At 63.3% G+C, this 12,373-nt stretch carries 11 protein-coding genes; 1 reads left to right on the forward strand and 10 read right to left on the reverse strand.

Features of this window, described 5'->3' with window-relative positions:
* Both AC3WKX_RS33145 and AC3WKX_RS33150 read right to left on the reverse strand, forming a co-directional pair.
* The coding region (locus AC3WKX_RS33145) for a TPM domain-containing protein (protein WP_102606525.1) at nucleotides 1-645 on the reverse strand (645 nt) is incomplete at its 3' end.
* The gene (locus AC3WKX_RS33150; RefSeq protein ID WP_003209150.1) at nucleotides 645-1,253 is read right to left on the reverse strand and encodes a LemA family protein; all 609 of its coding nucleotides are present in this window, start codon (nucleotides 1,251-1,253) and stop codon (nucleotides 645-647) included. The genes AC3WKX_RS33150 and AC3WKX_RS33145, both read right to left, overlap by 1 nt.
* 214 nt (nucleotides 1,254-1,467) lie before the next feature.
* Between AC3WKX_RS33150 and bglX the strand changes: the two genes are divergently transcribed.
* Complete coding sequence (gene bglX, locus AC3WKX_RS33155) at nucleotides 1,468-3,759, forward strand: beta-glucosidase BglX (protein ID WP_008430891.1); 2,292 nt, start codon at nucleotides 1,468-1,470, stop codon at nucleotides 3,757-3,759.
* A gap of 128 nt (nucleotides 3,760-3,887) precedes the next feature.
* Here the strand turns inward: bglX and AC3WKX_RS33160 are convergent, their stop codons facing one another.
* The 8 genes from AC3WKX_RS33160 to AC3WKX_RS33195 form a co-directional block, all read right to left on the reverse strand.
* Nucleotides 3,888-5,045 (reverse strand): phospholipase D-like domain-containing protein, encoded by a 1,158-nt coding sequence (locus AC3WKX_RS33160; protein WP_102606427.1) that lies wholly within the window; start codon nucleotides 5,043-5,045, stop codon nucleotides 3,888-3,890.
* Between the two features lies 1 nt (nucleotide 5,046).
* Nucleotides 5,047-5,628 (reverse strand): YceI family protein, encoded by a 582-nt coding sequence (locus AC3WKX_RS33165; protein ID WP_102606428.1) that lies wholly within the window; start codon nucleotides 5,626-5,628, stop codon nucleotides 5,047-5,049.
* Nucleotides 5,629-5,788: 160 nt separating this feature from the next.
* Nucleotides 5,789-6,559 carry a helix-turn-helix domain-containing protein gene (locus AC3WKX_RS33170; RefSeq protein WP_003209157.1) on the reverse strand — a complete coding sequence of 257 codons (771 nt, stop codon included), beginning with the start codon at nucleotides 6,557-6,559 and terminating at the stop codon, nucleotides 5,789-5,791.
* 64 nt (nucleotides 6,560-6,623) lie between these two features.
* Nucleotides 6,624-8,066, reverse strand: coding sequence for an amidase (locus AC3WKX_RS33175; protein WP_102606429.1), 1,443 nt, complete (start codon nucleotides 8,064-8,066; stop codon nucleotides 6,624-6,626).
* Nucleotides 8,063-9,373: a citrate-proton symporter gene (locus tag AC3WKX_RS33180; RefSeq protein ID WP_087692639.1), complete on the reverse strand. Its 1,311-nt coding sequence runs from the start codon at nucleotides 9,371-9,373 to the stop codon at nucleotides 8,063-8,065. Before AC3WKX_RS33180 ends, AC3WKX_RS33175 begins: the two co-directional genes overlap by 4 nt.
* Nucleotides 9,374-9,429: 56 nt before the next feature.
* On the reverse strand, nucleotides 9,430-10,605 hold the full coding sequence (locus tag AC3WKX_RS33185) for a M20 aminoacylase family protein (protein ID WP_102606430.1): 1,176 nt from the start codon (nucleotides 10,603-10,605) through the stop codon (nucleotides 9,430-9,432).
* 129 nt (nucleotides 10,606-10,734) lie between these two features.
* Entirely contained in the window at nucleotides 10,735-11,049 is a 315-nt protein-coding gene (locus tag AC3WKX_RS33190) for an amidase (protein WP_102606431.1), read from the reverse strand.
* Nucleotides 11,046-12,125, reverse strand: coding sequence for a serine hydrolase domain-containing protein (locus tag AC3WKX_RS33195; RefSeq protein ID WP_102606432.1), 1,080 nt, complete (start codon nucleotides 12,123-12,125; stop codon nucleotides 11,046-11,048). The genes AC3WKX_RS33190 and AC3WKX_RS33195 overlap by 4 nt, the downstream gene beginning before the upstream one ends.
* Between the last annotated feature and the right edge of the window lie 248 nt (nucleotides 12,126-12,373).

Genomic DNA, 12,373 nt, shown 5'->3' on the forward strand with positions numbered 1-12,373 from the left:
GCCACGACCGCTGCTGAGAATCGCCAGCAGGATAGCGCCAACGGGCAGGCCCATGCGATTGCACAGCCACAACACTGCCAGCAACAGGATGAACAGGCCAATGGAAATGCCCGGGTTTTGCTTGGCGAAGTTGGCCTCGGACACATGCGCCGGTACGGCCAGCGGATCGCCGCCCACCACCTGCAGCATCGCCGCCACGCCGTCGCTGATGCCCTTGCTGTAGTTGCCCGCCTTGAACGCCGGGGCGATCACCTGGTTGATGATCACCCAGGACTGCGCATCCGTGAGCACGCCTTCCAGGCCATAACCCACTTCGATGCGAATCTTGTGCTCATCCCGGGCGACGATCAGCAGGGCGCCGTTGTCCTTGCCCTTCTGGCCGATGCCCCACGCGCGGCCCAGTTGATAACCGAAGTCTTCAATGGGCACGCCTTGCAGGTCGGGCACGGTGACCACCACGATCTGGTCGCCGCTGGTCTGCTCCAGCGCCTGCAACTGCTGGGTCAGCTGCGCACGCACGGCCGGGTCGATCATCTGGGCGTTGTCCACCACCCGTCCGGTCAGGGCCGGGAAATTCAGGGCGGCCTGGGCGGTCAGGCTGAAGGCCAGCAGCACCGCCGCCATCAGCCAAGCGCGCTTGCCCATCAGAATTTCACTTGCGGCGCTTTATCGGCATCGGCACTCGTGGCCTCGAAGTTGGCGCGGACCGGCAAGTCGCTGTACATCACGCTGTGCCACAGGCGGCCAGGGAAGGTGCGGATCTCGGTGTTGTAGGCCTGCACTGCCTGGATAAAGTCGCGGCGGGCCACGGCGATGCGATTTTCGGTGCCTTCAAGCTGCGATTGCAGGGCCAGGAAGTTCTGGTTGGCCTTCAGGTCCGGGTAGCGCTCGGACACCACCATCAAACGGCTGAGTGCACCGCTCAAACCGTCCTGGGCTTGCTGGAACTGCTTGAGTTTCTCGGGATTGTCGAGGGTGCTGGCGTCCACCTGGATCGAGGTGGCCTTGGCCCGCGCTTCGATCACGGCCGTCAGGGTGTCCTGTTCATGGGCGGCGTAGCCCTTGACCACTTCCACCAGGTTGGGGATCAGGTCGGCGCGCCGCTGGTACTGGTTCTGCACCTGGGCCCAGGCCGCCTTGGCCTGTTCGTCCAGGGTCGGGATCTTGTTGATGCCGCAACCGCTCAGCACGGTGCTCACCAGTATCAATGCCACGGCCTTCCAGCCCCAACGGTAACCTTGTGCTGCTTGCATGGTGTTTCTCCTGCCAAACCTATGAAATTTACCGACTGACGCGTTAGCCACGGGCTTAGGGCATAATCCGCCACCACCCACTGGATTGCATCGTGCCAATCAGCTAAAAGATGCCCAGCGCCAATAAGAGTTCAGAAGTGTGCGGTATTTATCTGAACAACACCCGAACAACAATAGACGCTCTCCGGTCCCAAGGCTGCGAGAAAGGATTTTCATGAAGAAGCTGTGTTTGCTGGGCCTTGTTGTCAGTTTGGCCACTCATTCCGTATTAGCCGAAACAAAGCCCGCAGTGCTCAAGGACAAGGACGCCTTCGTCAGTGACCTGCTCAAGCAGATGACCCTTGATGAGAAGATCGGCCAATTGCGCCTGATCAGCATCGGCCCCGAAATGCCCCGCGAACTGATCCGCAAGGAAATCGCCGCCGGTCGCATCGGCGGCACCTTCAATTCGATAACCCGCCCGGAAAACCGTCCGATGCAGGACGCAGCCATGCGCAGCCGGTTGAAGATCCCGATGTTCTTCGCCTATGACGTGATCCACGGCCACCGCACGATATTCCCCATCAGCCTGGCCCTGGCTTCCAGCTGGGACATGGACGCCATCGGCCACTCCGGGCGCATCGCCGCCCAGGAAGCTGCCGCCGACAGCCTCGACATCACCTTCGCGCCGATGGTCGACATCTCCCGCGACCCGCGCTGGGGCCGTACCTCCGAAGGCTTTGGCGAAGACACCTACCTGACCTCGCGCATTGCCGAAGTGATGGTCAAGGCCTTCCAGGGCAGCAGCCCGGCCAAGGCCGACAGCATCATGGCCAGCGTCAAGCACTTCGCCCTGTATGGCGCGGTGGAAGGCGGTCGCGACTACAACGTGGTCGACATGAGCCCGGTCAAGATGTACCAGGACTACCTGCCGCCCTACCACGCCGCCATCAAGGCTGGCGCCGGTGGCGTGATGGTTGCGCTGAACTCGATCAACGGCGTACCCGCCACCGCCAACACCTGGCTGATGAACGACCTGCTGCGCAAGGACTGGGGCTTCAAGGGCCTGGCCGTGAGCGACCACGGTGCGATCTTCGAGCTGATCAAGCACGGCGTGGCCAAGGACGGGCGTGAAGCCGCCAAGCTGGCGATCAAGGCCGGCATCGACATGAGCATGAACGACTCGCTCTACGGCAAGGAATTGCCCGGCCTGCTGAAGTCCGGCGAGATCGAACAGAGCGACATCGACAATGCCGTGCGCGAAGTGCTCGGCGCCAAGTACGACATGGGCCTGTTCGCCGACCCGTACCTGCGCATCGGCAAGGCCGAGGATGACCCGGCCGACACCTACGCCGAAAGCCGCCTGCATCGCGCCGACGCACGTGACGTGGCACGCCGCAGCCAGGTGCTGCTGAAAAACCGGAACAACACCCTGCCGCTGAAAAAGGACGCGACCATCGCCCTGGTCGGCCCGCTGGCCAAGGCGCCGATCGACATGATGGGCAGCTGGGCCGCTGCCGGTAAACCCGCGCAATCGGTGACCCTGCTGGACGGCATGAACGCCGTGATCGGCGACAAGGGCAAGGTGATCTATGCCCGTGGCGCCAATATCACCAACGACAAGAAAGTCGTCGACTACCTCAACTTCCTGAACTTCGATGCCCCGGAAGTAGTGGATGACCCGCGCTCGTCCCAGGACATGATCGACGAAGCCGTCAAGGCCGCCAAAGGCGCCGATGTGGTCGTGGCCGCCGTGGGCGAGTCCCGTGGCATGTCCCACGAATCGTCGAGCCGCACCGACCTGAACATCCCGCAGAGCCAGCGCGACCTGATCAAGGCCTTGAAAGCCACCGGCAAACCGCTGGTGCTGGTGTTGATGAACGGCCGTCCGCTGTCGATTGTCGAGGAGAACGAACAGGCTGACGCAATCCTGGAAACCTGGTTCGCCGGCACCGAAGGCGGCAACGCTATCGCTGACGTGCTGTTCGGTGACTACAACCCGTCGGGCAAGCTGCCGATCACCTTCCCGCGTTCGGTGGGGCAGATTCCGACCTACTACAACCACCTGAGCATTGGCCGGCCGTTCACTCCGGGCAAGCCGGGCAACTACACCTCGCAGTACTTCGATGACACCACCGGGCCGCTGTTTCCGTTCGGTTACGGCTTGAGCTACACCAGTTTCAGCCTGTCGGACATGGCGCTGTCGTCCACCACCCTGAACAAGACCGGCAAGCTCGACGCCACCGTGGTGGTGAAAAACACCGGCAAGGTCGATGGTGAAACCGTGGTGCAGCTGTATATCCAGGACGTGGCCGGCTCGATGATCCGCCCGGTGAAGGAATTGAAGAACTTCCAGAAGATCATGCTCAAGGCGGGCGAAGAGCGCGCGGTGCACTTCACCATCACCGAGGAAGACTTGAAGTTCTACAACACCCAACTGAAGTTTGCGGCTGAGCCGGGCGAGTTCAATGTGCAGATCGGGTTGGATTCGCAGGATGTGAAGCAGCAGAGCTTCGAACTGCTCTAAAGTCTTGCCCGGTCAAAATGTGGGAGCGGGCTTGCTCGCGAATGCGGTGGATCAGTTGATACATCAGGTGACTGACACACCGCTTTCGCGAGCAAGCCCGCTCCCACATTTGATTGGGGTATTCTGGCTTATCCGCGGCGGTCCAGCAGGTTGACCACCAACCGATCAATCCACCCCCACACCCGCTGCTTCACCCGCCGCCACAATGGCCGCGACTGCCATGCCTCAAGGCTCACCGCCTGGCTCAGGGCAAAATCCCGCTCGAAACTCCCCGCCACCGCCAACGTCAGTTCCGGGTCCAGCGCCTCCAGATTTGCCTCCAGGTTGAAGCGCAGATTCCAGTGGTCGAAGTTGCACGAGCCAATGCTCACCCAATCGTCCACCAGCACCATTTTCAAGTGCAGGAAGCACGGCTGGTATTCAAAGATCTGCACCCCGGATTTGAGCAAACGCGGGTAGTAACGGTGCCCGGCATACCGCACCGACGGGTGATCGGTACGTGGCCCGGTCAACAGCAAACGCACATCCACCCCGCGCCCCGCCGCCCGGCGCAGGGCACGCCGTACGCTCCAGGTCGGCAGGAAATACGGCGTGGCCAGCCAGATACGCTGGTGGCCGCTGTTCAGCGCGCGGATCAGTGACTGCAAGATATCCCGATGCTGGCGGGCGTCGGCATAGGCCACACGCCCCAGCCCCGGTCCTGTCGCTGGCACCTTGGGCAACCGTGGCAGGCCAAAATGCGTGGCCGGTTTCCAGGCTCTACGATCGTCGTTCGCCAGCCACTGACGGTCGAACAACGCCTGCCAATCCAGCACCAGCGGGCCACGAATCTGCACCATCACTTCGTGCCAATCGGCGGTGTCTTCCCCAGGCGTCCAGAATTCATCCGTCACGCCGGTGCCGCCGACCACGGCAATGGTCTGGTCGATCAACAACAGCTTGCGGTGGTCCCGATAGAGGTTGCGCATCCAGCGGCGCCAGCTCAGGCGGTTGTAGAATCGCAGGTCCACCCCGGCATCGATCAACCGCCGACGCAGGCCCAGGGTAAACGCCAGGCTGCCGTAGTCATCGAACAGGCAACGTACGCGCACGCCACGTTCGGCGGCCGCCACCAGGGCCTGAACCATCGCCTCGGCACACGCGCCCGCCTCCACCAGATACAGCTCCAGCGCCACCTGTTGCTCAGCCTGGGCGATACCTTCCAGCATGCGTGGGAAGAAACTAGGGCCGTCGACCATCAGCTCGAAACGGTTGGCGCTGCGCCACGGGAACACTGCGCCGCTCATGTCAGCGCGCCGTGAAAATCAGTACCGCACCCACCGGCACCGACAGGCTGATCTGCGACAGCCCGGCGGCCTTGCGCAATGCGGCTACCCCCGGCAGCAAATCGAAATCCTCGGCGTGCACCACCAATGGCTCCAGGGTGACCACCTGGAAGCGTCGGTCATCCAGGCGGGTCGCCAGCAATTCGGTGCTGTAGGCCTGGGTCTTGCCGTGCAGGGTCACCGACAGCGGCAGGCGCAGCTCGTATTGCGCGCCGGGGGCCAGGTCGTTGATCGGTTGCAGGTTGATCTGCGCATTGATCACCGCGTCCGGGAAAGTCTTGATCTCGAACAGCTCATTGCGCATGCGCTCGTCGCGCAGCGGGATGCCGCTGTTGATCGACTCCAGTTCGACTTCCAGCTGCGCCGCGCCTTTGCTGTCGACCTTGCCATGCAGCACCAGGAAGCGCTGCACTTCAGCGATGTCGGTGTTCTTGGTGGTGACGAACGACAGGCGCGAGGACTCGTTGTCCAGGTACCAGTCGGCATGGGCAGGCACGGCGGCAGCGGCCAGCAGCAGGAAGGCCATGGGTTTGAACAGGGACATAAAGACTCGTGGGGCAAAAAACCTGGGCGAACAGTAACAAAGACCTCCTGTAGGAGCGAGCTTGCTCGCGAAGGTTGCCAACGATGACGCGGGCATTCTGAATGAACGCGGTGCCTGTGAGTTCTTCGCGAGCAAGCTCGCTCCTACGGGGGAACGGTGGTCAGGCCAACGCCTGCTGCACATCGCGAATCGTCGACTCCAGGCTGGCCAGGTGCAGGCTCAGCACCCGTTCCACCGGTGCCTGATCCATCGGCCAATGCAGCGCCATGCTGCCCACCAACCGGCCATTGGCCCGCACCGGCAAGGCCACCGCGCGAATCAGGAACGGCAGGCGCACCGGGTATTCCCAGTAGCCTTCGGTGCGTTGGCCAAACCCCTGGTGCTGGGATTGTTCACACGCCCGGTATTGATCGTCTTCCGCCACATGCTCACGACCGGCCAGGCGCTGCACTTCATCCGCCGACAATTGCGCCAGGCACGCCTTGCCCATGGCCGAATGAAACAGGCTGGCGTGCTGGCCGACGATCTGGCAATTGTTCGGGTAGAGCTTGCGCAGCACCGTGGGGATCGCGCTTTCCATCACCTCCAGGCGTTCGCCGTCGAAGCTCGACAGGTCCACCACCAGGCCGGTGCGTTCGCTGAGGTCCAGCAGCCACGGCGCGGCGCTTTCCACCAGTTGGCGCTTGAAGCGTTGCTGGGTGTCGCCGAACAACCGTCTGGCCCGCAGGCGGTAACGCCGGTCGCTGAGTCCACGATAGATCCAGCCCTGTTCCTGCAAGGTCAGCAGCATCCGCGAGACCGTGGCCTTGGGCAGGTGAGTCAGGTAATGCAACTCTTCCAGCCCCAGCGCCTGATGCTCGCCGAGCAATTCGATGATCGCCAGTGCCCGCCCTACTGAGCGTACGGTTCCCGTCTCGGCGTCGCTGCCCATGTGTCGATCTCCTTGATGCCGATGGATGATCTGATTTCACAGCAAGATACAGGCCCGTCGCGGCTCAACCGGTCGCCGAGAGGCAAGCGGGTGGGCGCCGCTGCACCCAGCGGGTCAGTTGTTCGTGGGCGTACGCCAGTTGCAACACTGCCCTGTCCGCCTGGGCCGGGCCGATGATCTGCAGGCCCATGGGCAAGCCCTGGGGGTTGAAACCCACCGGCACGTTCATGCTCGGCAGGCCGGCCAGGGTGGGGCCGATCACCACTTCCATCCAGCGATGGTAGGTGTCCATCTCGCGCCCTGCGACGAGGCGTGGCCAGGCTTGTTGTGCATCGAAAGGGAACACTTGGGCGGTGGGCAGCAACAGGAAATCGTAACGTTCGAACAGTTTGCCGAGGGCGCGGTACCAGTCGCTGCGGTTGATCGAAGCCTGGTAAACGTCCGCCGCACTCAGTTGCAATCCGCCCTGCACTTCCCATTGCGCCTCCGGCTTGAGCAGTGCACGTTTTTGCGGGTCGGCGTAGGCCGCGCCGAGGGAGCCCTGGATCAGCCAATGGCGGTGCACCAGCCAGGTCTGCCACAGGCGTTCCAGAGAAAATTCCGGTTGGCAGTGCTCGACCTCGCAACCCAGCGCAGCGAAGTCCTTGAGGGCCGATTCGCACAGGCTCATCACGCCGTCTTCCATCGGCAGGTAACCGTTGTAATCCCCGAGCCAGCCCAAGCGTGCACCCTTGAAGTCGCGCTGCAATGGCTCACCCAACACCGCCGGATCCTCCTTGAGCGACAGCGGCACCCGAGGGTCGTAGCCGGCCTGCACACTCAGCAGCCGCGCCACATCCGCCACGCTGCGCCCCATCGGGCCTTCCGTGGCCAGTTGCTGGACGAACAGCTCCGGCGCCGGCCCGTGAGGCACCCGACCCTGGGACGGACGCAGGCCAAATACGTTATTGAACGCCCCCGGGTTTCGCAGCGAGCCCATCATGTCGCTGCCATCCGCTACCGGCAGCATGCGCAATGCCAGCGCCACCGCCGCGCCGCCGCTGCTGCCACCGGCCACCAGGCGCGGGTCATAGGCGTTGCCGGTGGTACCGAACACGCTGTTGTAGGTCTGCGAGCCCAGGCCAAATTCCGGCACGTTGGTCTTGCCGATGATGATCGCGCCACTGGCCCGAACCCGCGCCACGCTGATCGCATCTTCTTGAGGAACATGCTCGGCGAACAGCGGCGAACCGAGGGTGGTGCGCAGGCCCCGGGTCGCCGCCAGGTCCTTGATCGCCTGGGGCATGCCGTGCATCCAGCCACGGGATTGGCCTTGGTCCAACTCGCGATCACGCTGCGCCGCTTCGGCCAGCACGTCCTCATGGGAGCGCAGCGAGACCAGCGCATTCACCGTCGGGTTGAAGCGTTCGACCTGGGCCAGATACGCCTGCATCACTTCATGGCAGGACACCTGCCGCGCATGGATCGCCCGAGACAGTTCGATGGCATCCAGTTCAACAATACTCAAGGTTTCACCTCGCTGGAAAACGGCGCCGGTCGTTTCGCCCGTGGCGCCTCATGCATGCAGTAAGTGCCCAGCAGCGTCAGGACGCAAGCGAACAGCACATAAAATGCCGGGGCTACCGGCGTGCCCAGCACCTTGCTGAGCCAGGTGACGATCAACGGCGCAAAGCCCCCGAATACCATCACCGCCACGTTGTAAGCCACCGACACCCCGGTGGAGCGTACTTCGATGGGAAACTGCTCGGCCAGGGCCGTCGGCGCCGGGCCGAAAAAGCCGCCGATGGCAGTGCACAACATCACCTGCATCACCAGCAAACGCTCGATGGACGGTGCCGCCGCGACCCACACATACAGCGGGTACACCATCACAAAAAACGCCAGGGTGAACGCCATCAATACCGGGCGCCGACCGAACCGATCCGACAGCAGGCCGGACAGCGGAATCACCACGGTCATCAGCGCCACCGCGAACATCTGCACCATCAACACCTGGTCCAGCGGCAGGCCGAGGTTCTTGTGGGCAAAGGTCGGCATGTTCACCAGCACCACGTAGAACGACACCGTTGCACCACAGGCCAGGCCCATCGAAACCAAGATGCTGCGGCGGTGGTCGCGGATGACGTCCATCAAGCTCGGCGCCGCACCCTTGGCCTGTTTGCGTGCCTCGATAAATTCCTCGGGGTCTTCCATGTGCCGGCGGATCCACAAGCCCACGGGACCGATCAGCAAGCCGAAGATGAACGGCAGGCGCCAGCCCCAGACTTCAAGGGTTTGCGGCTCGAAGAAGTGCGTGACCAACGCCACCATCGCCGCGCCGCCGAACACCGCCAGGCACTGTCCCACCAACTGCCAGGAACCGTACAGGCCCTTGCGATGGGCCGGCGCGCTCTCCACCAGGAACGCCGTGGCACTGGCGTATTCACCGCCGGTGGCAAAGCCCTGGAGCATGCGCGCAACCACGATCAGCATCGGCGCGCCCATGCCGATGGCAGCATAGCTGGGGGCGAAAGCGATCAGGGCGATGGAGATGGTCATCAACCGGATGATCAGTTGCATCGCGGCCTTGCGGCCTTTGCGGTCCGAATACATGCCCAGCAGAATCCCGCCCACCGGGCGCATGAAGAAGCCGACGCCAAAGGTGGCCAGGGCCATCAGCAGCGAGGCGTATTCATCCTCCGAGGGGAAAAACTGCCGGGCGATAATGCTGGCGAGAAAGCCGTAGACGATGAAGTCATACCATTCCAGCGCATTGCCGATCACCGCCGCCACCACCTGGCGGGTGCGGGATACACCTTGTTTTGAAGCCTGCATGGGAACACTCCATTCAACCAGTCGGAAAAGGGTCCAGCGGCAGAAAAAAGAGGTCGTCAGGCGGGCTTGAGCCAGCTCTCGGCCAGCGCGCCCCAGTAGGCGGCGCCGGTCAACAGGATGTCGTCGTTGAAGTCATAGGCGGGGTTGTGGACCATCGGCCGCGACACGCCGTTGCCGATAAACAGGTAGCTGCCGGGGCAGCGTTGCAGCATCCAGGCGAAGTCTTCGCTGCCCATCAGCTTGGTGGTGTTGCCGTCGACGGCATCTTCACCCAGCAGGGCGACGCCGACCTGGCGGGCGAATACGGTTTCTTCGGGATGGTTGACCAGCACCGGATAGGCCGGGCGATGTTCGATCTGCGCGGTGCAGCCGAAGCTCGCGGCCTGGGTCAGGATGATCGCCTTGACCCGCTCCAGCATCAGTTCACGCACGTTTGCATCCAGGGCACGCAGGCTCAAACGCAACAGTGCTTGCTGGGGAATCACGTTGGCCGCCTGGCCCGCTTGCAGGGCACCGACGGTCACCACGGCGGCTTCCTGGGCATTGATATTGCGCGCCACCACGGTCTGCAATGCCATGACCATACTGGCGGCGGCCACCAGCGGGTCGACCGTCAGGTGCGGCATGGAGCCATGGCCACCGACGCCTTCGAGGGTCACGGTGAGCAGGTCCTGGGAGGCCATCATCGGTCCAACGCGCAGGCCCAGATGGCCGGCGGGCAAGCCCGGCATGTTGTGCATGCCGAACAATGCGTCGCAGGGAAACCGCTCCAGCAAGCCGTCGGCGAGCATGGCTTCGGCGCCGCCCTGGCCTTCTTCGGCGGGCTGGAAAATCAGGTTCAGGGTGCCGTCGAATTGACGGGTCGCGGCCAGGTAACGCGCGGCGCCCAGCAGCATGGTGGTGTGGCCGTCATGGCCGCAGGCGTGCATGCAGCCGGCGTGTTGGCTGCTGTAGCTGGCGCCGGTGTTTTCGATGATCGGCAACGCGTCCATGTCGGCGCGGATACCGAGCTTGCGCGAGCTGCTGCCATTGCGCAGCACACCCACCACGCCGGTCTGGCCGATGCCGGTATGGACTTCGTAGCCCCAGTTACGCAGGGATTGCGCCACGAGGGCGGAGGTGCGGTTTTCTTCAAAACCCAGTTCGGGGTGGGCGTGAATGTCCTGACGCACGGCGTGCAGGTCGCTGGCGACATCGCTCAGCCAATCCAGGATGTGCTGGTGTGGGCTCATGGTGATTCTCCTCGCAGGCGGGTGTTCCCGTTCTTTTTCGTTGCACACCGCCAGATAACCGCGATGTGCGCAGGAGGACAATCAAAGGTGGTTCCACCCTGTGGAACCTCAGCCCCACCTGTGGCTGCATTAGGGCAAGAGGCGGCAGCCCTCGCGTTGGCCCAGCCATTGGGCACTGTGGGTGCGGCCCAGGCCGCTGGCGGTCACGAGGTGTTTTTCAGGGTTGTCGGTGAAGGCGTTGGTGGGCACGTATTGCTTCACATAACCCAGGCAATAATCAGCGGGATTGCCTTCCACATATCGGCAGGAGCAGTACTCCTTGGCGGTGTAGGCCGCGATGATGTCGGGGAAGGCTTGCAGGTTGACCCGCTCGTGCCAGACCCAGCCGAGCAACACGAGTAACAGCAGGGTCAACAGGCTGATGAAGGGATGACGGCGGATCATGGTTGCACCGCTGCAAGGACGCGTTTGAGGAGTTCGTTGTGGCGATAGCTGCCGTCGCGGTCGTCGCCATAGCGCACGATGACCAGCTGTTTTTCGGGCATCACGTAGAGCGCCTGCCCCCAGTGGCCGAGGGCGGCGAAGGTGTCGGCGGGCGCGTCCGGCCAGGGTCTGGCGGCACCCTGCACTTCGCGGTTGAGCCACCATTGGCCGCCCGGAACGGCTTCGTCCTGGCCCGCCTTGTATTTGTCGAACGGTTGGCGATTGAACGCGACCCACTCCTTGGGCAGCAACTGTTGCTCGCCCCAACGGCCGTCGCGCTGCATCAGCAGGCCGACACGGGCCAGGTCGCGGGCGGTGAGGTAGGCATATGAGGACGCGACGAAGGTTTCCTCGGCATCGCCTTCCCAGGTGGCGTTGCGGATGCCCAGTGGCTGGAACAGGGCGGTCCATGGGTAGTCGACGTAGGCCTTGTGGCCGAGCATGCCCTTGAGGGTGGCGGACAGGATATTGCTGTCGCCACTGGAATAGCGGAATGCCTGGCCGGGGGCGCTGGAGGTCGCGGTGTCGGCGGCGAACTCGGCCATGTCGTGGTGGCCGCGGGTGTAGAGCATGGCGACCACCGAGGATTTCAGCGGGGCGTATTCGTAGTCTTCCTGCCAGTCGAGGCCCGAGGCCCAGTGCAGCAGGTCGGCCATGGTCACGCCGGGGTGTTGTTTCATCGGCGGGTAAAAGCGCGCGGCGGGGTCGGTGAGTTTGAAGCGGTTTTCGCCGAAGGCCACGCCGAGCACGGTGGCCATCAGGCTTTTGCTGATGGACCAGGTCAGGTGCGGGGTGCTGGCGGTGATGGGGGCGGCGTAGCGTTCGTAGATGATCTGGCCGTCGCGGATGACCAGCAAGGCGTCGGTGCGGACGCCCTTGCGGGTGGTGTCATCGCGGGGTGGGAAGGCGTAGTCATCCAAGGCCTTGGCTGCCGGGCCGGTCAGGGGCTGGCCTTGGGACCATTCCTTCTCCGGCCAGGTTTCGGCGTGGGCTGTCAGGGTGAACAGCAGCGCGGCGTATAGGAGGCCTTTGAACATGGATTGGGACTCGGGGGCATTCAAGCCCGCGAGCCTAGCCCAGGGGGATGACGGTTTTGTTACGGACTCTGGGGTGAGTACATATCCGTTATTTGGGTGATGGCTGATATGGGTTCCGCTCTTACAGCGGCTCACTTTTGAACAGCGCAAAAGTAAGCGGGCACGGTCAAATGTGGGAGCTGGCTTGCCTGCGATGGCATCAACTGGGTCTGCCTGATACACCGAGGTGTCTGCATCGCAGGCAAGCC

It is taken from the genome of Pseudomonas sp. GP01-A4, from assembly GCF_058780865.1.